General features: G+C 34.8%; 19 protein-coding genes. 5 read left to right on the forward strand and 14 right to left on the reverse strand.

Features of this window, described 5'->3' with window-relative positions:
* Positions 1-276 precede the first annotated feature (276 nt).
* The 8 genes from SOLCA_RS23855 to SOLCA_RS00890 all read right to left on the reverse strand — a co-directional run bounded on the left by SOLCA_RS23855 (position 277) and on the right by SOLCA_RS00890 (position 12,373).
* The gene (locus SOLCA_RS23855) at positions 277-438 is read right to left on the reverse strand and encodes a DinB family protein (RefSeq protein ID WP_407635809.1); all 162 of its coding nucleotides are present in this window, start codon (positions 436-438) and stop codon (positions 277-279) included.
* Positions 429-3,800, reverse strand: coding sequence for a DEAD/DEAH box helicase (locus SOLCA_RS00860; RefSeq protein WP_014678553.1), 3,372 nt, complete (start codon positions 3,798-3,800; stop codon positions 429-431). Before SOLCA_RS00860 ends, SOLCA_RS23855 begins: the two co-directional genes overlap by 10 nt.
* Complete coding sequence (locus tag SOLCA_RS00865) at positions 3,797-4,636, reverse strand: Hachiman antiphage defense system protein HamA (RefSeq protein WP_014678554.1); 840 nt, start codon at positions 4,634-4,636, stop codon at positions 3,797-3,799. Before SOLCA_RS00865 ends, SOLCA_RS00860 begins: the two co-directional genes overlap by 4 nt.
* Before the next feature lie 193 nt (positions 4,637-4,829).
* Positions 4,830-5,867: a nucleoid-associated protein gene (locus tag SOLCA_RS00870; protein WP_014678555.1), complete on the reverse strand. Its 1,038-nt coding sequence runs from the start codon at positions 5,865-5,867 to the stop codon at positions 4,830-4,832.
* Positions 5,867-8,545 carry a hypothetical protein gene (locus SOLCA_RS00875; protein ID WP_014678556.1) on the reverse strand — a complete coding sequence of 893 codons (2,679 nt, stop codon included), beginning with the start codon at positions 8,543-8,545 and terminating at the stop codon, positions 5,867-5,869. The genes SOLCA_RS00870 and SOLCA_RS00875 overlap by 1 nt, the downstream gene beginning before the upstream one ends.
* A 159-nt stretch (positions 8,546-8,704) precedes the next feature.
* Complete coding sequence (gene mobC, locus SOLCA_RS00880; protein ID WP_014678557.1) at positions 8,705-10,684, reverse strand: conjugal transfer protein MobC; 1,980 nt, start codon at positions 10,682-10,684, stop codon at positions 8,705-8,707.
* Between the two features lie 16 nt (positions 10,685-10,700).
* Positions 10,701-11,996 (reverse strand): relaxase/mobilization nuclease domain-containing protein, encoded by a 1,296-nt coding sequence (locus SOLCA_RS00885; protein ID WP_014678558.1) that lies wholly within the window; start codon positions 11,994-11,996, stop codon positions 10,701-10,703.
* Entirely contained in the window at positions 11,981-12,373 is a 393-nt protein-coding gene (locus SOLCA_RS00890; protein WP_042479108.1) for a plasmid mobilization protein, read from the reverse strand. The genes SOLCA_RS00885 and SOLCA_RS00890 overlap by 16 nt, the downstream gene beginning before the upstream one ends.
* 311 nt (positions 12,374-12,684) lie before the next feature.
* Between SOLCA_RS00890 and SOLCA_RS00895 the strand changes: the two genes are divergently transcribed.
* The gene (locus tag SOLCA_RS00895; protein WP_245536740.1) at positions 12,685-12,975 is read left to right on the forward strand and encodes a hypothetical protein; all 291 of its coding nucleotides are present in this window, start codon (positions 12,685-12,687) and stop codon (positions 12,973-12,975) included.
* 205 nt (positions 12,976-13,180) lie between these two features.
* Here SOLCA_RS00895 and SOLCA_RS00900 read toward each other — a convergent pair whose 3' ends face one another.
* Together SOLCA_RS00900 and SOLCA_RS00905 are read right to left on the reverse strand one after the other, a co-directional pair.
* Entirely contained in the window at positions 13,181-13,651 is a 471-nt protein-coding gene (locus SOLCA_RS00900; protein WP_014678561.1) for a JAB domain-containing protein, read from the reverse strand.
* 246 nt (positions 13,652-13,897) lie between these two features.
* Positions 13,898-14,539 (reverse strand): Crp/Fnr family transcriptional regulator, encoded by a 642-nt coding sequence (locus tag SOLCA_RS00905; protein ID WP_014678562.1) that lies wholly within the window; start codon positions 14,537-14,539, stop codon positions 13,898-13,900.
* A gap of 963 nt (positions 14,540-15,502) precedes the next feature.
* Between SOLCA_RS00905 and SOLCA_RS23000 the strand changes: the two genes are divergently transcribed.
* Positions 15,503-15,640 carry a thermonuclease family protein gene (locus SOLCA_RS23000; protein WP_281048044.1) on the forward strand — a complete coding sequence of 46 codons (138 nt, stop codon included), beginning with the start codon at positions 15,503-15,505 and terminating at the stop codon, positions 15,638-15,640.
* 171 nt (positions 15,641-15,811) lie between these two features.
* Here the strand turns inward: SOLCA_RS23000 and SOLCA_RS00910 are convergent, their stop codons facing one another.
* Genes SOLCA_RS00910 through SOLCA_RS00920 form a run of 3 tightly spaced genes read right to left on the reverse strand, consistent with a single transcriptional unit; the run spans position 15,812 to position 20,201 of the window.
* On the reverse strand, positions 15,812-16,579 hold the full coding sequence (locus tag SOLCA_RS00910) for an MAE_28990/MAE_18760 family HEPN-like nuclease (protein WP_014678563.1): 768 nt from the start codon (positions 16,577-16,579) through the stop codon (positions 15,812-15,814).
* On the reverse strand, positions 16,579-17,670 hold the full coding sequence (locus SOLCA_RS00915; RefSeq protein ID WP_014678564.1) for a DUF262 domain-containing protein: 1,092 nt from the start codon (positions 17,668-17,670) through the stop codon (positions 16,579-16,581). The genes SOLCA_RS00910 and SOLCA_RS00915 overlap by 1 nt, the downstream gene beginning before the upstream one ends.
* Before the next feature lie 11 nt (positions 17,671-17,681).
* Positions 17,682-20,201 (reverse strand): BsuBI/PstI family type II restriction endonuclease, encoded by a 2,520-nt coding sequence (locus SOLCA_RS00920; RefSeq protein ID WP_014678565.1) that lies wholly within the window; start codon positions 20,199-20,201, stop codon positions 17,682-17,684.
* Between the two features lie 699 nt (positions 20,202-20,900).
* Between SOLCA_RS00920 and SOLCA_RS23860 the strand changes: the two genes are divergently transcribed.
* Positions 20,901-21,326, forward strand: a complete 426-nt coding sequence (locus SOLCA_RS23860) for a helix-turn-helix domain-containing protein (protein WP_042479244.1) — start codon at positions 20,901-20,903, stop codon at positions 21,324-21,326.
* Positions 21,326-22,192 (forward strand): IS3 family transposase, encoded by an 867-nt coding sequence (locus tag SOLCA_RS00930; RefSeq protein ID WP_407635802.1) that lies wholly within the window; start codon positions 21,326-21,328, stop codon positions 22,190-22,192. The genes SOLCA_RS23860 and SOLCA_RS00930 overlap by 1 nt, the downstream gene beginning before the upstream one ends.
* A gap of 75 nt (positions 22,193-22,267) precedes the next feature.
* On the opposite strand, the gene SOLCA_RS00935 is transcribed toward SOLCA_RS00930, so the two are convergent.
* Positions 22,268-22,549, reverse strand: a complete 282-nt coding sequence (locus SOLCA_RS00935; RefSeq protein ID WP_014678567.1) for a helix-turn-helix domain-containing protein — start codon at positions 22,547-22,549, stop codon at positions 22,268-22,270.
* Between the two features lie 543 nt (positions 22,550-23,092).
* On the opposite strand from SOLCA_RS00935, the gene SOLCA_RS22050 reads away from it, so the two are divergent.
* Positions 23,093-24,460: a TlpA family protein disulfide reductase gene (locus tag SOLCA_RS22050; RefSeq protein ID WP_014678568.1), complete on the forward strand. Its 1,368-nt coding sequence runs from the start codon at positions 23,093-23,095 to the stop codon at positions 24,458-24,460.
* Positions 24,461-24,470: the final 10 nt, after the last annotated feature.

The following is a 24,470-nucleotide window of genomic DNA, read 5'->3' on the forward strand; positions in this document are numbered from 1 at the left end:
AGTGAAATCCTGTACCCGTCATTCGTTCATTGCATATTCCGGGGAAAGTTTACCAGCGTTCCGTGATGAAAGCTTACCACTTATTCCGGACGAAGAACCACTATGCAGCGGAACGCTGGTAAACTATAGAGCGGAATATGCAGTTCATTGAATGTGACGAATTTCGCGTTGGCGAAGTCTTTTTCCGTTTCTAGCAGTGAAATTAAGAGTTCTTTCAATTCATTTGCTTGCCTTTCCGTGGTCTGTCCTGTGGGTTTTGTTCCCGGCTTATAAAGGTCAAATAATTCTCCTGAAAATGTATCCTTCCAAGCCTGATGATTTATATATCAATGCTTGCTGGGCAACTATTTCATGACCAATATTCCAAATCAGATTATTATTAAATCCGGCCGGAACTTTATTTAGTTGGTCTATAGTGTATTTAAGTTTTAACTTAATTGTATATAAGGATTATTAATTTTCATTACCCATGTCCCATTTTCTGGACTGTACTTAAAATCAATACCAGGAATGCTATTTATTGTTGAAAAGTCAATATCAGATTCTGAAATGTCTTCTAGAATACTCAAGTCAGGACTAAGTAAATACTGCTTTCCATTTATGTTTTTAGCAATTAAAGTATTTGTTTTTTCATGAATATTTCCAAATGTAAAGGGTGGTATATTTTTAACCTTTGTAACTCGTCTATTAGCTGTACGACTAAGCAGGTCAAGCCATTCTCCTGCAGTTGCAGAAACTTGCTCTTTATAAGAATCTTTATGCAATACTAAGTCTCTCTTATAATCGGAAATACTTCTTTCCCACAGCTCATCGTCAAATAATTCTCCCAGTTCATCTGCAGAAGATCTGGACCTAATTCCTGCTTGATAAATCTTGACTTTCGTTAATGATGGCAGGCCGGATTCGACAAGTATTGAAAGTTCTTCAATTATAACAGCTTCATCCTCGTTTTCGATATTACGCATTTTTTTAGCAATACCATTTAGTATCCAAGGTAGCTTAAACGTATATAGCTTAGTTATTATTTCAATTCCATTTTCAAAAGGAATAATTGTTGAAATGGGAGAAGCATTGATCCACATTTGACGTATTGAATTTACGTCTTTACTCTTAATTGAATCACCATCTTCAATAAAGATGGGTATATCTGTTAATAAGGCCTCAATGGAAGATAATAAGATAATTTTCCTTTCAATAGTTATTTCATTGGCGTTAAAATATTCTTGAACCAATCGTATAAATTCGGGAAGAAGTTCTTCAAGCATTAAATCTGAATTAAGTGGGATGCCCGACTTTATTAATGATTGCCATTTAATTCTATTATTACCCACTTTTTCAACAATACCCGTGATTCGTGAACTTAAAAAATTGATAACTTCTTCACCTGAAATAGCTTGTTCATTTTTGGATTGAATATAAGCCAGAGATTGTGTAAAAAAAGATTCAGCCCATGATAAATCAATTTCTCCTTCGGGATTATTTACATGTAAAAGCGATAATAGCGTATCGTCTATCCAGTCAAGTGCTTCATCAATATCACCGACTTTTTCACCTATTTCTTGAGTTTTATTTTCTGCAATTAGTTGGACTAAAAGATCAAAACTAACTCCATTTTCTTGAGCAATATTTTTCAAAACAACCATAAGTGAAAGGATGCCACTATGTGCCAAATCTATCTTACTTTTGTCAAAATATTTTTTTATAGAATTTACTCGATATTCGATTTGTTTTTTGGATAGATTCTCAGAATCTAAAGCTACGAGTATTTTGCCTTCATGGTCTACATAAGCTCTTCCTGCCCGTCCTGCAATATTCCAAAAATCTCTAGCATTAATTAATTCACCTGCTTGATATAATGTGGAGAAGATAACCGTTGATACTCCTAAATTAACACCCTGTCCGAGTGTCGATGTAGAGATTATAACTAATGGTTTATCACTTCGCATTAGTCTTTCCAAAGGCAACCGTACATCAGCGTGCAAATCTGCGTTATGGCAAAGTATTCCTTTTCTCGCATAAGATAACCAGCTGTTTCCCTCTTCACCATACGTTTCAATACAAGCAAGTTCAAATGCTCGCCAATCAAAGAGATTCTTCCATTGATGGTTATCTGGAGCGTTGCCAAGACGTTTAAAGTAAGCTTCCGCCATTGTAAATACAGAGCTTTTTAGACCCACAAAAATAAGTACAGAGCCAAATGTTCTAAATTTATAAGCAGTAGCTGCAATTGCTTCATTTTTATTGCTTGGAAAATATCTAATTTTGCGCTGTCTTGGCTTTAAGGGAAGCTCTTCAGATATAATAAACTTGTTGTTAAACGATTGTCTGTCTTCATCCTGACTTATCCAATTGATATTTACGAAATTTCCATCCCAATCCAAAATTCCTAAACGTTCATCAGATGGTCTCCATGAATTTTTATAAATAGTTTCTGATGATCGAGTTAGCCACTCTGCCAATTCTTCTGAATTAGGTAATACTGCGGATAATAATAAGAATTTTCCTCCATTTTTCTGTACATAAAATCGAAGCTCTTCGTAAAAGATTTCATTTACTATTAATCTTTTATCAGGACCAAGTAAATGGCCCTCATCAATAATGATTAGTTTTATCTGTCTTACTAATTCTGTGTTACCTCGCAATATTGCTTTCGCTTTTTCAGGAGTTGCAATAATGACATCAGAATCTTCAATGATTTTTTCGTCCAGCTTACTATATAAACTCCCACCATATAGATGTGAAACAGAAATGTCTGCATTATCTAATATTGGTTCCAAGGTGCTTTCAACTTCAAAAGCTAATGATCTAAATGGGGCTATATATAATACCTTGTTTGCAGGGTCATTTATCATACAATTAAGTATGGCAATTTCTGCAATTCTTGTTTTACCGCTGCTCGTCGGAATGCTAATGATGCAGCCATTTTCAGCATTTAAAACCTTATTTAGGGATTTCCTTTGGGTAATAAACAATTCAAAAATACCCCTAGGAGCTAGAAATACTAATGATTTAATATATTGACTTACTTTGGGATGGTCAAGGTCGAAATAACTTTTTAATGCATTCCAGAGTGAAGATTCATTGAATCCATCAGATATTAGAAGTAATAATCGTATAACCCACCAAATTCCAGGGTCAGTTTCAATTTCCGATATTTCCTTTATGCTCTTTAAAAGTGCCTTTGCGTTATTTAGTAAATCGACATTTCCCGTGAAAAAATATTTTAAAAATCCATCTAACGCTTTAGCTATTGTGATTTCATATATTTTTGTTGTACCATCAATTTCATCAATATTGTTCGAAATAAAGCTATCTCGATAAGAAGGGTCTATCAGTATTTTATTGATTTCTTCTGAAAGCTGAATAAAATCTCTCAATAAAAAAAGATGTATCAATTTCGCGATGACTGAAGTTGTTTCAAACTTCTTTATCAATATGAATGATTTTGAATATTGAAAACCTACATAATAGGCTAATGATGCTATGAGTCCATAGTAATTACTGGCATTCTTTTTATTTGTTTCAGCTGCATGTATAAACTCTAATAATGAAGCTCCTTTTTCTAAAGGTTCAATAGCTTCATCAAAAGCTTGATTTTCCGCAAAGCTGCAACCAAAGTTTAAATAATAGAATGATAGAATATTTAATTTATCATCATTAATTGTGTAAGGAGGAAAGTTTTCTCTATTTTCAGAAGTATTGAGTAGTATATAACGAGCATTTGCCTGAGCAATTAGATTCTGTATAACTCTGTCTCTTTCTATCAGAACTAACTTTTTCCTTATAATTTCGTTTCTCATAAAGAAGTTGGATTCGCAATCATTTCCTCAGCCTTTTTGAAAGCTTCATTAATTAAATCTTCTGGATTTTCTATGCCAATAGAAATTAATATAAGTGTTGGATTGTCACTTTTAAAATGAGTATCGACGACTTTGAATGTATCCGTATTGCTTAGCAAAAAACCAGTATAGCATATATTCCCTTTATCTTTTATTTCTTTGACCAAAAATTTATCCAGTAAATCAGCTATTGCTTTACTTTCGTCTTTTCTATTTAATTCATCAACTAAAAAAGAATAGGATAGCGGTAATTTCTCTTTCCCTAAAGCCTCGCTGATCGTATCTACTATAGTTTTAGTTGGGGTTTTCCTGAATTTTGCTTCACCAAGGTATAGTTTGACTTCCTCTGAGCCTTGTTGGTTTGTTAAAATATCGACTAAAAGCATATCATCACCTTTTATTGCTTGGTCAACATTAGGATTATATCTTAATTTGTATGCTTTTATTAAAGCTTTATTCTGACAGCTTTCTATATATTCAATTAGCAATATCTCAGTTGCGTTTCCTTTTTTTGTTTTATCCGCCCTAGGTAGTTTTCTATGTTGTTCTGCATATTCCGGAAAACCAAGTTCTGTAAACTTTTGCTTCAATTTTTGGATTCGATTCTCATCATAATGATGATGAACAAGCTTCTGACCAAGCCATTGAATTAAATCAGGATCGGTTGATGGTATTTTAGGGTTAAGTGACCGATAACACCTTTCATCAGTAGGCTCAATATCAGTACAGTTTAACCAACGTTCAAAGATGTATGGTGTTATTGGATGGCTTCCTATTAATTGTTTGTGAAGTGACATATTCTATATAATTATTTTATCAAGTCGCTTAAGTATATAGGATATGGTTCCCATTATATCAAGTATTTCCTCTTCTGTTATAATAAATTTTTATTTTCAGTTCATGAGGGTTTCTTATTAATCCAAATATTCCCTTTACAAGATTGTATAGGTTCTGTTGTTCTGGCAAAATCTTTATTATTTATCCAAAAAATTATTTCTCCTCATCATAGTATATTTTATAATATTTTCTCCCATCTCTTTCCACCCCTTTTTCAATAAGATCCTTATTGCCATGTATGTGAATGTCAAAGTTCTTGTCAAGTTTGAGGACACTTTTGAACACTCTTGATTGTTTTTTTACAGCTTGGGAAGAGATTTGAAAATTATCAGAGATATCAACGTTTTTACTTTCCCTATATTGTTCATCAAAATTTCTAAATGATTGTATAATTTCTGGATTATCGAAGACTTCGGCTTCAAATGATTCCTTCTCAAACTTATCATGAGATTTGAAATATTCCACTGAGCGATTGAGCAAATCAATTTGATCTGCTTTACTCACTTCAAATTCCTCAGAAAGCTGCTTTGTAACAAAGTCTTTTGTAATGGATAGAAAGTTCTTTGTAAAGTGATAATCATCCGAACTCGGTCTAATGCTTAGATAATCATTTTTCCAATATTGAGTATCATTGGCTTTGTTAGAATCAACAATACAAACCTTATAACCATTTTCGGCATCAATATCAAATACGATACACCCCTTATCAAGTCTTCCAATATTTACACCATTATCATGCTTGATACTGTAATTATCTTTCGTTGGGTCGAATTTTAGAAAGATATCCTTAACTTCCGTCTTAAATAATCCTATTGCAAGAGCCTCAACACCATCTAATATAGTATTCTCTAATAAACATATGTTAAATTCACCTCCATTTACCTTTGGGTGTGTTGAACTTTCGTACAGGTGTTTTGCAAGCTCAACGCTATTTTCATAAAATTTGTCGGGATTTGAAAATATTCTTCTAATTAGCGTGTACACTGCATTTAAAGATAACTCTGTTGGATTGGTAAAATTAAATATTTCATTACCTTGAAAAGGTGAAAAGAAATATTTAAGTAGGTATTTTTGAGTATCATCTTCAGTTATAAATACTTCTCCACTGGAAATTCTTATTCCTTCATCCCTAAGCTTGTTACCAACATAATGAGTTGCTATGTTTAATTTGACACTAGTAAAATCTATCATTATATGATCCTAAATTGTTTAAGTTTTTCTAATTTAATCCTTTCAATTTCCTTGGAAAGTTCTTTTTTAAAAAGATCAATATTTGCAAGGGCTTTAACATTGTTAGACATGTACAAATTTGGTTCTGACTTGAAGACCCCATCCTTTTCAGGTTTATTTTTTAGAGCATCCGAAAAGTTAAATTTCACACTGTAATAACCACTGTTTATGTTATAGAAGTCATACCTATAAGTGATATAAATTTCTTCTAACAATAAAACTTTTTTAAAATCAGCATCAGAGATTTCATTAATACCGGACAAGTTTTTGCCGCTGAAATATGTAATCAAATCTTTGTCTTTTTTATCTTTAAATGAATCAGGGATATCTTCACTATCATCAAATTTGAACTTTATTGATTTTATATCAGGTTCTTTAAAAATAGTTGACGAGGTTACATTTGTAAAACTCAAAAGAAAGTTTACACGATCCGTATTGCTTTTGAAGTTCTTAAACATTACTCTAACCGTATCATCTTTGATAAAATCTGCCTGCTTAAACTCACTCTCCAAGCTTTTCATTATTCTGTTTGCAATAATCTTATCTTCCCTGGATACTGTATTTACTCTATTTATGATGAGATTGTCATTCTCCTTTGAACAAACAATTTCTATTCTTCCCCATAGGGTGTTTACAGATATTTGACTAGTAGGATCTTTTCTCTCAGTCCGTACATCAAATACATATTCGTTTGAATTACTTGGACTTGGCTTAAATACTGGAACATCTAATAATTTGGTATTAAGATTCTCTGTTACGTTATCAAAATTGGGGCGTATCCTTTTGAATACATTATCCAAGCTATCATTCTGTTTTATTTGAAAAATCTCATTTGTAGTATTTAACGGCCGATCCTTAACGTCGATTAATGTTTTAAAATCTTCTAGTTCTTTCGGGCTAAATAGCAAAGTAGACATAAGGCCTGTTAGTTTACCTCTGTCGGCACTTTTGACAAAAATTCCTTTTTTTGCCAAAAAGATTTTCATGTCATTAGCTGTAATAGCATCTGTTTTTAAGAACGGCTTTATAATGTCACCATAGGGAAGAATATTAACAAAAGTTTCATTTAGATGCTTTGATTTTAAGTTGTTCTGTGAATTTATTTCATCAAAAGTTTCATTTTTCAATGTTACATTAGTAGTTGAAATGACATTATCCAATGCTTCGGCATCAATCCGGTCATATCGCTTAACTTGAATCTTTTCTTCTAATATTTCATCATTAAAAGAGCGGATAACCTCAAAAGCAATGTTTTTATGCTCGTTATCATTGTAGTCGGGAAACCAAAGTAAGTACTCATTTCCCAATCCACTTGTTAGTCTAATAGTCAACCAAATAAGTTTTTTTAAAGAATTTTCCGAAAACTGGTCTGAGCAAAAAATCAATATGCTTATTTTATTACTGCTCTCTTTAATAATGGGTAATATTGAACTGTTTATATACTGGGCCGGCAACTTTGTGCCTCTTTTCCCTATTTGCCCTGGATTTTGATTGGCCTCAGTAATTGGATACAGAAATTTTACTGTAAGATCATCTCTGTAATTTTTAGCCGTAACTATAGTACTTATTAAAAAAATGGCCTTATTGTTATCTACTAGATAGTAGTACATTTCTTCATTAAGCATATCCTTTTTGTAATTATCTTTTGCATGATGAATAAAGTCCTGATTCACTTCAGAGTTCTCAGTTGTAAGCCAAAATAAAACATTGTGACATTCTGAATTTTCGTTTCTTTTTATAGGTATTTTCTGCTTTTGTAGCAAGTCTGAGAATACAATTTCAGAGCTATATAAATAATTATGAATCTCCTTTTTTGATGAGGCAGGGTACATTAAATCATGTATAGATGTTACTAAGATAACATCATCAACATCCGATTTTAATTTGCTTTCAAAATCGCCAAAAAAGTCAACCCCGAAATATTCGATTTCTTCTTTCCTTTCATTATAAAGTTCTACACTCACATTTTCATTAAAATTTGCCCATCCAATTAATTCAAGAATTTTTTTAGCTATTCTGGAATTAAATGGTTTGCTTTCATTTTGTATAGGCGAGGCTAGCGATGCAAAAGGATTAATTTCAATTTGTTTTTCAATTGCGGATATCCATTCCAAAAGCTCTTTGTCAAAATCCTCTCTACTTACTTCTTTTCCCATTATAGAATTGGTTCCGAAATGAGCAGTAAGAGTTTTAACTAATATTTCTCTAACCTTTGAGGACATTTTTGTCTTACCTTTTTTTTCATAGTAAGCATCAATCTTGGTGGAAGCAATATCTATAAGATTATTAGTGTCTAAAGACTGTATACCTACAATTTTTACATTATCAATGGAATCTGCATTAAGTAACTTTTCATCTGGATGACCGACAACAATTAATTCATAATCATCGATATTAGGAGTGTTTGAAACAAGTTCATCGCACCATTTTTTTGCGGTAGAGTGTCTAATTACATTTTCAGAGGACTTAACCTGACAAACTTTTATCTTATCAGGATATACCCACTTAATATCAACTTTTTCAGATTCATTCAATGGCTCTAATGTCACAGAAGCCCATAGGTTGTCTTCTTCAAGTGCATCTAAAACACAAATGATTGTTTGAATTAGATAACCTCTAATTCCGGCATTGCCTCCCATAGTAAATTAAATTTAAGATTTATTGCTAGCTATAGTTATTAATGATAGTTGTTATTCAACCGGTAAAATGTGATCATTTATAGCCAACTTATATGTTTTCTCAATAAACATATAAGTTTTTACTGAAATATGTCATAAAATGATGCATTTAGTTATTTTTTACTTGGTAACTATTAAATATGTAAGCCTTGGATCATTTAGTAGTCGTTCCATTTCAACATGAATCAGCTCCTGTATATCCTGCTTAATTTGTAAATAATTTCGTTGCACCACACTATCATCCAGCTTTCGGATAACCGGAATTTCTTTATACTGTTCATTTTCTTTTTTGAGAGTCGTATGATCATTTAAAATTTCTGCATGAAAAGCCTTCAAACCAATTTTACAATCCGAATCATCAGCCACCACCCCAACAAAATCTCCCGAAGAAAGAGTGGATATTTTAGAAGGAGGAACCGCTAATTCTAACTGTTTAGAACGACTAATCGAAGTATCGGATCGGTTAATGGATAGACTCTCACGGTCCTGCATAATCTTTCCAATACGCTCTGAAAGTTGCTTTGCTGTATCGCCTGTAACCTGTCCTGAAATAACGTTACCAACTATATTCATTAGCACGTCTGCTTGTTCTTTTCCATAGTCTTTACGTAACTGACTCAGGTCCTGAATGCTTATGCAGGTTGCCACTTTATTGCTTCTTGCTGTAGCAATTAAACTATCCATATTATTCAGGTAGATCGTTGGGAACTCATCAAAGATGAGGCTGCTTTTAAGTTTCCCTTTTTGATTGACCAGTTTAATTAAGCGATTTACGTAGAGCGATAACACAGCCCCATAAGTCTGAATTTTCTGTGGGTTATTGCCCATGCAAACCAGTTTTGGTTTTACAGGGTCATTGATATCCAGCGTGAAATCATTACCGGAAAGTACATAGTAAAGTGAAGGAGAGGATAGTCTTGCCATAGCTATTTTAGCTGATGCAATTTGTCCTTCAAGTTGTTCCATCGCGTCATTTAAGTAGGCCGTAATGAATGGATTAATGAGTACTTCGATCTCTTTTTCGGTTCGCAGAATCGAAAATAAACTGTCATAATCTACCTGTATTAACTCTATCACGTGAGGCAAAGTACAGAATTCTCCATCCCGGTATTTGCGCAGAAACCAGATAATTGCCGTCAAAAAGTTAATCGGCGATTCCACAAAAAAGTCTCCCTGCCTGCGAATCCATTCTCGGTTGAGACCCATTAAAATAGTACGGGCAGACTCAGCAGCATCAGTAATATCCAGCATGGTTGAAGGATCAATTGGATTGCACCGATGGCTTCTGGATAGATCATCAAAGTTAATCAGGTAGAACTCCGGAGTCACTTTATAGAGGTGTTTATATTTCAAAAAAGTATTGTAAACAATCAGGGACAGGTCGTCATATTTGAAATCATAAACAAACATGGAAAACCCTTTTTTGATGTGTTGAGTAATCACATGACGGATGATAAAATAGGTTTTTCCAGATCCGGGAGTTCCTAAAACCAATAGCGATCGGAAAGGATTAATGATATTGATCCAACTCTTTCTAAGCCTTCCTTTAAGGTTATATTGAGCAGGAAGATTAATGGAATATTCATTTTCGAGCAGTCGTTCTTCCTGTGGAAATGTTTCATTTTGAGTGTTGAAAATATCATTATTAAGTTTGTTTCTTATGATACGAGAAAGCAAGGTTCCTCCTGTAAGCATGAGTAAATAACCAATGCTGGTTAGTCCTATGTAGAGAATAGAAAGATGTATTTCTGTTAGTTTTAATGATAAGAATAGGTAAGATAAAAAGTAAATCGAAAGCCCAGATAGGAGGTAGGTAAAAGCTGTTTTAATGCTTAACTTTTCATCTTTTCGACCTTTTTCTCCTAATAAGGAAATAGCAAGAAAGCCCAATGAAATCAGTTTTGCTTTATGAAAGGAATCGAACAATCCAGTTTCTGCAACATTACTTAACAATAGGTCTGTAAAGGAACTGCATGGCTTCCATTCATGAAAGGCAGCATAACAACAATAATAAAAATGAAGCATTAAAATAGTAATGCTGATCAGTCTTGTCATATCCAGAATCTTCCTCAGCGCCTGTTCGTTTTCTCCTGTCTGCATAGTCTTTTTCTTTAACTTATAGGTTAGCTCGTAAACGTTTTCTTCTTTTCTTTTTATTTCCTTTTAAGGCATGTGGTAGGTAGTCAGTAGATGAGGTCGGCAGTAATAAAATGTCTAAAAGTTTACTTTCATCGATGTTCATAAAGGGTTGCCTTTGATGATCAATATGATTGAACTCAGGCTGTATCGAACTGTCTTTTTTCAGGGATAATAATGAATTATCAGAAGTGGAAATAGTTTGGTTTTTTGAGAAGTTCTGCTGCAGACTACATCTCTCTATGATCCTTGCCGTGCTGTAGTTTTTACCCAGATCACTACCATTAAAAACACATTTAGTTTGATGGTCAACAAAGGTGATCCCATAAATCATGCCTTCCTTATTTTGTCTGAGAGCAGTATGAATACCTTCATTTTGAAGTATCTGAATTAAGCCCTTTAATGGAAGTTCAGCATGTTTTAGAAAGGCTAAATCAATACTGTTCTTTACTCTAGAAGCATACCTCTTCCTTTCAATTTCATTTAATAAAAACCTATTTTCAAGGAACGAAAGAGTTGGCTTGTTATAGATATCACTGGCTTTAATTGGTACGCCGACTTTATTTCCTTGTTCCTCCAACAACCGATAAACAAGGCCATTATTCAGATAAATTCGAGAGTTTTCAGTGCCTCTATCTGCCGCTATATTGTACTGATTTAACACCGCATTCAGCTCTGCAATTGAAGTGTATTTATATCGAAGCAGTACCGCATCAAGTACATTCGTGATGGCATGTTTGGTTTCTGATTTACCATAAACAGCCTTTTGAACATTCACCGGTTTAAGCTTGAAAAGTTGTCGCTTATGCTCTTCAGCTCTTACCAAATGAAACTGCTCCTCAATTTCTTTCCGGGCTTTTTCAGACTGGTTACGACCGATGTTTTGTGTATCAATCCTTGAACCATTCGCACGCACTTTAATTGATACTATATGGATATGAGGATGGCCAGCATCATGATGCTCGTAGACTAAATAAGGTTGGTTTGCAAAGCCTATTTTCTCCATATAAGCCGATGCGATTTCACAAAGCCGAACCTTTGAAAGCTGTTCACCCGGAGCAAAATTGAGTGAAATATGAACGCTATTTCTTTTCACATTTTCGTTTAAAGCGGCTTGATTGAGGAGGCAATTTAGCCGCTGCTCTTCGGTCAAAACATCAACATCAATCGGATAATTGGCCGCCATTATGCACTCCTCTACACCCGAATTTAATTTCTGTTCGTTGTAGTAAAATGCCCTTCGGATTGAGTTACCAGTCTTTATGATTGCAACCATTGAGCAGCTATTTTATTGATCTGTTCTTTGATTGTTTCCACCTTTTCAAGGAGTTGGTTTCGGTCGGTTTCATAAGTTTCCAGCCATGAACGGAACTCAGGCAACTGATATAGGGTATGTAGTTTTTTTACCGCTTGATTGAAATTATTACCTACATTATTAAGCTCCTTGCGAAGTAAAATAGCTTCACTCATTAGCTCATCCAGGGACTGATTCCGATAAGTTGCCACCACCGGTTTGCCTAGTAAAACCTTGCGCGCATAGTTACTTAGTTTGGGACAAGTTGTTTTATAAAACTGTCTATGCAGTTGTTTGAACTCTGCTTCCGTCAGGCGCAGATGAACCCATTTAGTGCGGTTATTTTTCTCCTCTTTCATCACAAATCCTTTCTCACAATTAAAAATATTAACCCTATTAAACTTAATCGAAACCCAACGCCCACGACTTCGGAGTAAAAGGGCGTAAAAAGCGCTTGTGATACAAGCGGACATCTGGCCGATTGCGCTAAAAGCGGCAATCCCCCAAGTCTTGAATATGTCAGCTCAGCTTTTACTAACTCAAAGCTTTACAGCAGCATGAAATTAGTTAAGCCGCAGAACAATCAGGTAAGCCCTTTAAATTCTAAAGGGGATAGTTGAGTAGAATAGAACTAAATTAGGATGTCCTATAATTAAAAACCTAAAAGATGATGACAACAACAGAGATGACAGGAGTGTATGATACATTGTTGTGTATCCCCGGGATGAGTGAGCAGGTAAAAATCGATCTGCGTGTCAGCCGCAAGCAGGTATTATTATTAAGCCAGGTAATTGAAAGAGGACTAAGTATTAAACCCGGGGAAAATGAATTCACCTTTCTTGATGTAGTATCTAAAGAATCCGCAGTAGAGTTAGCTTCACTTGCAGGTGATTGTTTGGAGAAGGCAGGTCTTACAGAGCTCAGTAAGAAACTCAAATTGCTGAACGTTAGGAAACTCTGAAAACGCAAAGGTGTAAACAGTTTAACCTAATTCAGATCGTAGTGTATTAGCTGTAACCATTTTCGAAATTCCTTGCTGAATAATCCGGTTACAGCTAAGTCGCTACACCGCTTATCTGAGTGAAGATTTTTCCGCCCAAAGAAGGAAATATCGGAGCGGTTTTTTTTATATAGTTTAGATAAGAAGAGAATGATCAAAAAAAGGGCTATAAAAGTCCTTTATCAGCAAAAGAAAAATAACCTTCGCTGGAAATAATAAAGTGATCTAAAACTGCAATGTTCAGGATCTCTCCAGCCTTAACCATTTTCTCAGTCAGGTTTCTATCCTGCGCGCTTTCCACCAATCTGCCCGATGGATGGTTATGGGCCAGAATAATTGCAGTCGCATTGGCTTTTAATGCTGCCGCAAATATTAAACGTTGGTCAGCAACAGTAGCATCAACTCCACCGCTTGCCAGATTGATAACCCCGAGTACCTTATTGGCCTTGTTCAGCAGCATCACCTTAAACTCTTCGAGCAAGTCAATTTTGGTTTTATCCCAAAGCGAGTCCAGAAGTTTATAAGCATCTGCAGAGCAGGTTACTTTAGGAAGTTCAGAGAATTTGATTTTTGATTGATAGCTTAATTGAATCTCAGCAACTTTAAAGTGCAACGAAAGGTCTTGGAGCGTTTCCATAATGTAATTGATTAAGTTAATAAACATTAATTATGGTGCGCTGCAACCTTTCATAAGGACTTGTTGCAAGGTGGAGATTCAAAAAATGCGGAGGCTCCCCGGGATACCCATTTTTTGAATACTACCTTGGCCACTGTCCTGAGGAAAGGTTAAATTGGTACAGAAATTAAGGATGAGTTTTAAACCATTATTTTAAAGAGTTCATATCTTTCTATTTCATAGTTTGTACAGGATTGAATACTTTTCTCAAATGAACTCCATTGAATACTCCAATCCCCTTAAAAAAATCGTATTAAAGAGAATCAGAAGGTTAATTTTCAGTTTCTGTTTTTTAGTCCGGTATCTGCTCAATGTTTCTTTAGTAATACCCAAGTAAGATAAGATATATTTTTGAGCTATTCTTTGAAAGAGATCAGGAAAAGTATTCATTAACTTCTGGTATCTTTCCAAACCTTTAAGCGTTAGAAAATCGATTAGCCTGCCATCCTTGACCCTTTGTTGTTCCACTACCAGAAAACTTTCAATAGCTTTTGCTTCCGGGAATGTACTATTTAGCTCCAATAAATGTTTGAGAGGTAATGAAATTACCGTACTTGCTTCAGCAAATTCGATGTAAGTAGAGGATTTCTCCCGTGTGATAAAATCAAATGCAGTAAACAGGAACTGTCCTTCACTCCAAAAAGAAGAGGTAACTCTTTTTCCATCATTATAAAAATAGCCGACAGCGAAACCTTGTTTAATAAAATAGACATTTTCAAGCTTGTCACCCTCCGCAATTAACAATTGATGTTTTGAGTAATGCTTTTCAATAACAAATTGACGAAGCTGCTTTTTATAGCCAGTCGAAATAGGAGTAATAGCCGAGAGGGATTGAAATAATAATTCCATAATAGTAGAATTTACTGGCAATATGACTTAGCCAGGTGTTAGATAGAATGAATTATTAAAACTAATACTCTGTCAACCGATTAACAAATAGTTAATGATTTATTGATAATAGTCAATAACTTATAATTGCCTTGTCCTGAAAAAGTTAGCCAATATCCCGTGAACAAAAAGTACATCCAGTGGTTTAAAAGAGTAATAGTTAATACCTCGGATCCTTCACTGTCGGTAGCATTGCAAACTTCACAATCTCCAAACTAGGAAATCCAAATTCTTCTACTACCCAAGATCAAATAACACCCTCCCCTCGGAACAGAGAATCAGGCGTGTTATTCGGGAAATGCATCGTGTCAAAGAAATTACCCTCCACATCAAAGAACGTCCCGAAATACATCATTTAACCTTTCACCGTTTTTACAGGTTTATAAGCCACAAAATTACCCAGCATTTTTACGTTTTTACCAACATGCTTGATCAGGTCTTTGGCCATCACATCGCCACGATAAGTGGTTTGCAGTTAATTAAAATGTGTCATACTCACCGGAAACTCCAATAACCCGATCTCATCAAAAACGTCCTCCAAGGTATCCAGATCCATGTACGATACTTTTTGAGATCATGCTAGTTTTATTTGAATTTGATAAAAAAAAGTATCATATTTTGCTAAATAAATTAGTATTATTTAGTTGATATACAAAGTGACCTTGGTATTTATTCAACCAGGAAAACCTACGTAAAACGCCTTTGTCGAACGCTGCAACGGAAGCATACGAAGAGAACTGCTAAACGCCTATGTGTTTAAAACGTTGAATGAAATACGGACAAAAGGACAAAAGCGGAAGAATGGATGTATGATTACAATTATCAGTGCCTCATCAGGCTCTAAACTTTAAAACTCCAATGGATTTATTGGAGGAAGTAATGTGACCTCCCTGAATTGAAATTCTATTTTTGAATGGCCCAAAAATGCGGAAAGCTTACACTTACAGTATGGCAGCAAAGAAGTTTACAAGTGATTTGGTTTTTGGAAAAGAAATTCAAGTTAAAATTACTGATCGTTATGGCCGTAGTATTGGAATTGTCTATTTATTTAAAGAATTCTGAAATTTTCGATGAGCTAATTTTAATTGCCAGTTGCACCCGGCACTATTAGAAATGTGATAATAATCCTGTTTGGAAATTATTTGAGAAAGTTGCAAGAAGAAATAAAGTTGGTTTATGGAGCCAACCTATTGTCATTGAACCTTGGGAATTGGGAAAAGCTGAGTATGGTAATTATTTATATGAATCTTCAATAGATTTAATGATATTTTCTAAATGAGCCTCTTGAGCAGTTTCGAACTGGGTTAGTTTGTCCTTGTTTGATTCAAGAAAATACTCTTTATTAATGTATTCTAATATTTCATCCCTAAAATTATCTATAATCGAAAAGATAATATCTTTAAGTTTTTCAATGTCCTTTAATGTTAGGGAAAAATCGACTTGATTGGATTTATCGAACTTGCTACCATGACCAATACAATTTCTGTTTCCTAATAAATTACTATCAATATACTTTTCCCTTGTTTTGATCGCACCTTTATAATTTAATCCTATAATTGAAATAATACTTTTAAAAACTTTAGGACTCAAGTTTGATTTTGTATTAATAATTTCACTATCAAACTCATCGTTTAGATTTATTTTTATGTTAAAGTTTCTTTGTTCAATTTTTAAAAATTGCTCCAAAAAAGCTAATTCAGATGAAAGGGTTAGGCTTTCTTTTGTGTCAATGCACTTACTTATATCGTTTTTTAAGGCCACCGCTTTAAAATTACCTAAAAGAGTTCCGATTTTTAGGTTTTTATCGGAGATGTATTTAATGTAAAGCTTACTACTGTTTTTAATATAACCCTCCCAATGGGCATACAAAAGGAGAAGAATAGATTTAAGTATAACTTCTTCAGAATTATTTTTTGCAACCATTATAAGAGATGATATTTCTACCTTTCTCCAAGCCAAATCCTCATCCAGAAGCTTTTCAAATTCTTCATATCTCATCATTAGGAAAAATAAGATTTAGAGAATTCAATCATCCCTTTAATTCTAGATAATGCTTTATTTCCTCTTTTTGCATAATCCATGTAGTCTGGATTTGAGTACATCAACTTAATTTTTAAAACAAACTCTTCCTGGGTAATAGTTTCAATTTTATCAATGTTAATTGCCACACCTGTTACTATTGCCTCGTAACTTGATGCTAAAAACGGGCCTTCAAATTCATTTTTTTCTGGATTAAACTTTTTAAAGGCATCCTCGCCTAATGTAGAATATAAATAATCGAAGGTTCTTTTAAAAACATTACTTTCTTGAGAAAAGTCAAACGAAGCATCTTCAATTAGTTTTATTGTTTCATTATCAATAAATTCACTCAGGAGAACATTTGAACCTTTATAATTTGAAAAATCAACATTATTATGCTTTGATATAAAATATCGTAGGATAAGTTCCATATGATATTCAATTTCAAATTTGCCTTCCTGAAGTTTTAATGAATCTTTAAAGGATGGGTATTCCTTTAACTCATTTAATTCATTATAAAAACTTTCATTAAGCATTATAATTAGGCAATTTCTTATTTCTTGCGGTTCTAAATGTAGACCTCCTGTATTTAGCCTTTGAAATAGCTCATATTGCGCTTGAATACTATTTTCAGTTAGAATAATATTTACTCCGAATTTTGACCTTTTAAGAATTCGCTTGATGTCTTCTGGTAATGAATTCCAAGTAAAACCTTCCAAATTTGGTAGCTTTTTGGTGATCGTCAATTCAAGAGGGGCTTTCCCATTGAGTTCACCAGTTAACTGAAGAATCGTTGAAACTCTTTGTAAACCATCAACAATACTCCATTTTCCCCCTTCTTTTTGAGCAACAAAAATGGGAGGTAAAGGAATTCCAAGTAAAATCGATTCTATAAATTTTGATTTTTGTTCATCATCCCACCTAAATAATCTTTGATAAGCCGGAGTTAATTCAAGTTCTCCATCTTTATACAAATTTATTATCTCGCCAATAGACATGCTATAGCTATCAGTCTTAATTTCTTTGCGTCCTTGTTCTAATTGTTCAAGTAATAATACTTCTTTTTTTGACATAGGTTTTTGTTTTATAAATATGGACCTAGAAATCTATGGCCATTTAAATGCATCATGTGAGTTGGAGAATCAGCAAACCAGATTTCAGTTTCCCATGATATGTCATTAAAATATTTTTTCATCGTTTTTCGATCTGGAAATGCTGTAACATACACTAAGCCTGCAGTTGAATTTTCAAATATTTTTGCAAGTTCATTATGTCTTTTACCATCAACCGGGCCATGACTTGTAACCGATTCGATTAATAACAACCAGTTTTTCTCTTTGTAATAAAGGACCACATCTGGCATTTTTCCATGATTATCAACTGAAACCCCTAATTCAAGCAATCGCTCTTTTTTAAAATAGCCAGTTTTTGATCCTGTGTCACCTACATATATTAAATCAGCACCAGGAGCGAATATTTGACGAAACTCCACGATAATGTCCTTAATTAATTGACTGTGAGCTCCAGCGCTTAATACTATTTCAATATCATCGACATGAATTTGAGTCTGATTTCTATCACGCTCCATTGCATACCGCTTAATTAAAGTCTCCCGATCATTTAAGAAATTTGATATTTCACTATTCCAATTAGCTGTCTGATACGATAATAATACTTTGAAAAGTTCCGAAGTTATTTGATAGCATGCCTTAGGAGAGTTTACAGCACGCTTTGGATCGTCAGGATTATATTCTACCAATCCTCCATCAACAAATTGATGAAGTGTTTGTCTTCTGAAGGTTTCCCTTGTATTAGGAGCATATGCTTTTCCATAAATTTCCTTAGACCAATCCATAATTGGTGTAACTCCAATTAGGGGCCGTTCAATTTGTTGCCAAGATCTATCTGGATGAAGATTTAATAAGGCTAAAAACGTTAGGGCTGATCTTTCATTTAATTGTTGTTTTGGCATGCCTAATTCTTTCAGTATTTCTAAAGCTTGATCGATTTTGTTTAGAGATGATAATGGGTTTTCGGTAGAGTTTTCTGCCATACTATTTATTTCAGATTCTATTAGTTTATCAATTTCCTTTTGGCTTAATGTTAAATTAGAAACTTGTTCCCCAATTCTTTTTAAAGATGAAGTGGTAGGGTAATGAATGGATCTTAAATCAGAAGCATTTACCTGCGTATGCCCACCGAACTGGCGATAGTATTTGTCTAATAAAGTAGAATTCAAAAAAACAAATAAACCTTTTGCAATTGTAGAATTCAGTCCCTTCTTGTTCTTATGAAAAACATTCAATTTATTTTCAAAGCCAATAAAATCACCAGGCAATGAAGAATCATAATAAGTTGAAATAATTCTTCGTTTTTCCTCTTTACTGCTAAATCGACGAGTAATAACATAATGTCCTGTATGCTGCCAAAGTGATGATTTAGTTTTTTTTGAAACCATTATAGCATTTGGTTTCTTTGAATCTTTTGGCCAATTCACAACACTATTTAGATGGATAGGATATATTAATGGAGCTGAACCAGTTTCATAATCTTTTCGTAAATCCTCAATATTTCTAAAATCTACCACTGGACCTGTACTGACCTCTATATCCAAATCTTCTAACGCTGAATTAAAACAGGACATATAATCCACAATTACTTGTTCGCGATCTGTAGCTGCAATGTGAATAAATTTCTGTGAATCATTTGGCTTAACGATGCTTTCAATATTAACTCTTCTGATTGTCATATCAGTAGCTGTTATTTCTCCACTTAAAATATCCAAAGAAAAGTCAGATTGGGGGCTAGAAGTAATTATAACTTCTTTCTGCTTATTACCTTTTACACAATGAATAATAACGTTTTCCTGGAGTACATCATCATCTGAAAATGCATTGTTTCTGCTATCAAATATATGAATGTGACTTATGGACATTTCTTTTAGGAAAAACTCTCTGAAAGATTGATAATAAGGCCCATTGCAAAAAGATCTTGGAATAATTGCTACCAATTCGCCACCTTCTTTTAATAGCTTAATAGATAAAGCAACGAAGCCAGAATATAGATTTACAGTTTCGATCCCTATTTGACTTAGTTTTCGTCTATGCTCACTATTACTATTAATTTTCTTGTAAGGTGGATTCATTATAATATGAGTATATAATCCATCCATTTTTATTTCATTATTAGTCAAATATGAAGTGGTTGCTAAAATGAAATCTTCGTTATTAATGGTATACTCAAATCCAATCCCTTTACCTTCTGATTCCTTATCACAAAGAGAGAAAGTTTCCTTAATAAATGGTAACACTATATTTTCAATATCATAGGCAGTGACATTTAAAGTTGATACTGTACCTCTATTTAATGATTCTTCAGTAAATGCTGCAGAAAGGGAACCTACACCTGCTCCTGGATCAAGGAGTTTTATATCTCCGCTCAGGTTTGTAAATAATGAAGCCATAAACTTACAGATTGGAGCTGATGTAAAATATTGACCCAATTCTGCCTTCTTTTTGGAATTGAGTCTTTCGTTAGCTTCAATGCGTAATGAGTCAACTACGGACAAGATACTTGGCATATTAATTTGTTCAATCTTCATCATAACCTTATTAAAAAAGATTGAATATTGATCCTTTTAAAGGTTATAACAATATAGTTTAAAAACTTAATTGTGCAAATTAGTGAAAACTGGGGAAGAGTTCCCAAAGTACAACGTACTTTTATTAACGTTTTGCAATTGCAAGAGGTATTATAGGCTTTGTAAATGTGCAAATGTTTTTTTATTATCCTGATTATAAGTATGTTGTTAAGTATATTGTAACCTTGCCATCCTGACGTTTGCAAAGGTGTGCAGAATGCACTGTTTTGATCGGTTAGGGTGATGGGGATTTTGCAGGATCTGTTTGATGCGATTTTCGTGAAATCTGAATGTTTGAATTTTAATGATTGGGTCTCTCTATTTGGTTTTCATATGATGTTAATGAATTCTCTTCGCTTAATTTAACTTTAATTATTTCCTCTTTAATTAAAAAAAGCCACAAATATCAATTGTATTTACTGCGGTTCCATTTTACATTTGTGTAATGATAAAGTAGATAACAAGATTGCAGAAATGAACCTTAAATACTGGTAGGATAAAGCATGGATAGTGTATGAAGAGAGTATCAATTTTGTTTTTCTTGAGTAAAAATCTATGAAAGAATTTGAATCACAACAAAAAAATGCCTTACAAAAGTGTAAGGCATTTTTTTTGTTGTTAGTGTCCCGTCCTGAAATAGCGATACACAAAAAAAGAATCGTTATGGAAACCAAGCATTATGAGAAACGAAGTCAACGAGATTACAGTATGTCGTTTAAGCTTCAAGTCGTACAGGAAGTAGAACAAGGAGAGTTATCCACCACAGGGGCCCAGCGTAAGTATGGAATCCAGGCCCGTTCCACCATAGTGAATTGGTTACGAAAATATGGTAACTTGGACTGGGAAAATCAAACACCTTCGAATATGCCTAAAACCCCGGAGCAAAAGATTCTGGAACTTGAGGCCAAGGTAAAACTGCTGGAGAAACAGAAAGCCACCCTGGAGCGTCAAGCCTATGTAGCTGACAAGAAAGTGATCATTTTCGATATGATGATCGATCTTGCTGAACAGGAATATAAAATCGACATCCGAAAAAACTTACCACCCGAACAATCGATCGATTTAAAGAACAAAACCAAGAAACCTTAGTGTTTTCCTGTCATTTGTTCGGGATAGACAGACAGGTTTATTACCGTAAACTCAAAAGAAAGGCCATCAAACAACATAAGGCAATGAAAGTGATGAATCTGGTAAGGAGCAAACGAATGCACATGCCCAGGCTGGGCGGAAAGAAGTTGTACTGTTTATTGAAGGAAGACCTAAAAGCGCTAAAAATAGGGCGAGACAAGCTTTTTGACATCCTTAGGGCTAACCATTTACTAGTGCCTCCTAAGCGGAGCTATCTGGTTACTACCAATTCGCATCATCGGTTCAGGAAGCATTCCAATCTTATTGCAGAGATGGAAATTCATCGACCCGAGCAGGTATGGGTGTCAGACATTACTTACATTGGCAAACGAGATAAGCCTTGTTACCTGAGCTTGGTTACCGATGCTTATTCAAAGAAAATAATGGGTTATTATGTAGCCGACAACCTGAATACGGAAAGCAGTTTACAAGCATTGAAAATGGCTATTAAACAACGAGTGTATAAAACAGCACCCTTGATCCATCATTCAGACCGAGGGCTTCAATACTGTGCCCAGGACTATCAACATGAATTGATCAGTAATAAGATAAAATGCAGCATGACCCAGCATTCCGACCCGTATGAGAATGCTGTTGCTGAACGGGTAAACGGTATATTAAAACAGGAATTTAGGATTGATACTCATTATCTGGACTTAAAGACAATGAAAACTATTGTAAAAGAGTCTATTGATATTTATAACAATCAACGTCCGCATTATTCCAATTTTATGCATACGCCTAATCAGATGCACCAGCAAAATGAAATTAAAATGAGAACCTATAAAACAAAAACTAGCAGCAAACTTGAATTTGCTGCTAGCTAAAATTGTACTTTTATTTACCTTTAATCCTGTATCATTATTCCAGGACTAGACATAGCATTAATAGATAAATAGGACCTACTTTTTAGCTTTTCTATCTTTTCGTAATGGCGGATAATTGGGTATCTCGAATTCAAAATCCAAAAGTTCTCTAGGGTGTACTTCTAAAGCTCTTGCAATTGCCGCGATGTTACTAATAGAGGTGTTGCTTATTCCTCTTTCAATTCTTCCTATTTGAGCTATATTGAAACCAGTTCTATCAACTATGTCTTCCTGAACTATACCCTTAATTTCCCTTATCTCTCGGATTCTCTTTCGAATATTATCAATAAATTCTTGGTCTCTATATTGTTCGCTCATGGAACAAATAGACTATTGATTAATTATATTTATTAGTGCATATTTGCACTAATAAATATAATTGTTAAATTTGATATACTTTAAGTTATAATTAGAAATAAAGAAAATATAAAAGAATACTTTATTTTCGCATAGTTTAAATGCAAAAACTAAGTATTCACTTAAAGAGTCTCGCCACTAAAACGACCAATTTTATCAACCGCGAGAAATAAGTGAAGTGCCCATACCTTATTGATTCAATAGGGTTGGGCTCACTTAAGTCTTTTGGGTTGTCTTATTATTTTATAAATAATGAGAACGGGTGCTTGGTCGTACCTTGTGCAAAAGAAAGTGAGTTCCAACCCTATTGTATTTTAATTGGTTTCCCTCTTCTTTCTGACTCTTTTAAAATTCAACCAATTTAAAAGAGAAATATGAAGTCTTCCCGAATCAAACAGCAATTCGAAAAGCTACCACCCTGAAAGGATAGATGCTTCACGCATCCGGCTCATTATGCCGTAACTTCTTAACAACCAATCAATTTTTCAATCAATCTTAAAAGCTATGAACACGAAATCAAGCTTAATGGGATGGCTATGGCCCCTGTTAAAGGTCCGTTCCCCCTATGCACACTATCTACTACTGCTGCTTTTATGCACCAATCATCTTTTTGCCCAGGCACTAAAGCCGGGTGATAAAGTACCTGATATTGCGCTCCGCAGCCTGGTCAACTATCCAAGTTCAAACCTCAAACTATCCGATTTTAAAGGCAAACTCCTCATCCTTGATTTTTGGGCCACCTGGTGCAGCCCTTGCGTGGCTGCTTTTCCTAAAATGGACAGTCTACGTAAAACCTTTGGTGATCAACTGTTTATTCTTCCGGTAACGGATCAGCCAGTGGCCATTGTGGCAAGCTTTCTTAATGGCATGCAAAAAGCAAACGGCCGGAAAGGCTTTTCAGCCTGCGGCGATACACAGCTGAAAAAGCTGTTCCCTTATCAGCAGCTTCCGCACTATGTGTGGATCGATGGTGATGGCGTGGTCTTGGCTATTACCGATGGTCAGCAGGTAAATTCCGCCAATATTCAACAGGTACTCGACAAACAGCCTGTCCATCTTAAACTAAAGAAAGACCACGCGAAGCCTTATGATCCCACTCAACCCTTACTGGCCGGTAAAAACAATATCTCTGCTAACAGCATCTTAAATTCCCATGTACTCACCTCTTACGTTGAAGGCTATCCTTCCCTATTGAAAGCAAATGTTACGGGGGATAGCGTGTGGTCGGTAGTCGGTTTAAACCTAAGTATTGCCCAGCTCTACAAACTGGCTTACAGTCGCTTTGATATGGCGCTCATGAGTAACAATGCCCGCTTGAAGATCCTGACCAAAGACTCCTTACGAGTGACCGGTCCCAATCCCAAGCGGGTAGGAAAGGACGCCTGGATGGATTGGTACAAGGCCAACGCTTATTGCTATGAAGCCCGCAGGGCAGCGCCGCTGAAAGAAAAAGTATGGGCACAAATGCAACGGGATCTGGATGAAAGCTTTCCGGACCTGCAGTGTGCCATTGAAAAGCAAACCCTCAAGTGCCTGGTTCTGGTACGCTCAGGCAAGGAAAACCTACTGGCAAGTAAGGGCGGAACGCCCCAGCGCGAAGACAATAAGTTCTCGTTCCTGATGCAAAACACCAACTGGCAGTATTTCATCAGCCGCCTACAGCTTTACTACCTGCAAACGCTGCCTACGCCACTAATCGATGAAACTGGTATCATGGGCCCGGTTGATCTGAATATTCAGGCTAACCTACAAAACGTGGAGGAGCTCCAAGCAGCACTTCAACGCTACGGGCTTAACCTGATTGAAGCAGAGCGAACCATTGATGTTATTGTAATCCGCGACCGGGAACTCATCAATTCATCTACCCACTAAAATTCGACAG

The sequence above is a fragment of the Solitalea canadensis DSM 3403 genome (genome assembly GCF_000242635.2).
Taxonomy (GTDB): domain Bacteria; phylum Bacteroidota; class Bacteroidia; order Sphingobacteriales; family Sphingobacteriaceae; genus Solitalea; species Solitalea canadensis.

What these genes read in the sequence shown, in the direction of transcription:
- SOLCA_RS00860 (WP_014678553.1), bottom strand. Translation starts at nt 3,800, where the DNA reads ATGAGAAACGAAATTATAAGGAAAAAGTTAGTTCTGATAGAAAGAGAC.
- SOLCA_RS00865 (WP_014678554.1), bottom strand. Translation starts at nt 4,636, where the DNA reads ATGTCACTTCACAAACAATTAATAGGAAGCCATCCAATAACACCATAC.
- SOLCA_RS00870 (WP_014678555.1), bottom strand. Translation starts at nt 5,867, where the DNA reads ATGATAGATTTTACTAGTGTCAAATTAAACATAGCAACTCATTATGTT.
- SOLCA_RS00875 (WP_014678556.1), bottom strand. Translation starts at nt 8,545, where the DNA reads ATGGGAGGCAATGCCGGAATTAGAGGTTATCTAATTCAAACAATCATT.
- mobC (WP_014678557.1), bottom strand. Translation starts at nt 10,684, where the DNA reads ATGCAGACAGGAGAAAACGAACAGGCGCTGAGGAAGATTCTGGATATG.
- SOLCA_RS00885 (WP_014678558.1), bottom strand. Translation starts at nt 11,996, where the DNA reads ATGGTTGCAATCATAAAGACTGGTAACTCAATCCGAAGGGCATTTTAC.
- SOLCA_RS00890 (WP_042479108.1), bottom strand. Translation starts at nt 12,373, where the DNA reads ATGAAAGAGGAGAAAAATAACCGCACTAAATGGGTTCATCTGCGCCTG.
- SOLCA_RS00895 (WP_245536740.1), top strand. Translation starts at nt 12,685, where the DNA reads ATGACAACAACAGAGATGACAGGAGTGTATGATACATTGTTGTGTATC.
- SOLCA_RS00900 (WP_014678561.1), bottom strand. Translation starts at nt 13,651, where the DNA reads ATGGAAACGCTCCAAGACCTTTCGTTGCACTTTAAAGTTGCTGAGATT.
- SOLCA_RS00905 (WP_014678562.1), bottom strand. Translation starts at nt 14,539, where the DNA reads ATGGAATTATTATTTCAATCCCTCTCGGCTATTACTCCTATTTCGACT.
- SOLCA_RS23000 (WP_281048044.1), top strand. Translation starts at nt 15,503, where the DNA reads ATGCGGAAAGCTTACACTTACAGTATGGCAGCAAAGAAGTTTACAAGT.
- SOLCA_RS00910 (WP_014678563.1), bottom strand. Translation starts at nt 16,579, where the DNA reads ATGATGAGATATGAAGAATTTGAAAAGCTTCTGGATGAGGATTTGGCT.
- SOLCA_RS00915 (WP_014678564.1), bottom strand. Translation starts at nt 17,670, where the DNA reads ATGTCAAAAAAAGAAGTATTATTACTTGAACAATTAGAACAAGGACGC.
- SOLCA_RS00920 (WP_014678565.1), bottom strand. Translation starts at nt 20,201, where the DNA reads ATGATGAAGATTGAACAAATTAATATGCCAAGTATCTTGTCCGTAGTT.
- SOLCA_RS23860 (WP_042479244.1), top strand. Translation starts at nt 20,901, where the DNA reads ATGGAAACCAAGCATTATGAGAAACGAAGTCAACGAGATTACAGTATG.
- SOLCA_RS00935 (WP_014678567.1), bottom strand. Translation starts at nt 22,549, where the DNA reads ATGAGCGAACAATATAGAGACCAAGAATTTATTGATAATATTCGAAAG.
- SOLCA_RS22050 (WP_014678568.1), top strand. Translation starts at nt 23,093, where the DNA reads ATGAACACGAAATCAAGCTTAATGGGATGGCTATGGCCCCTGTTAAAG.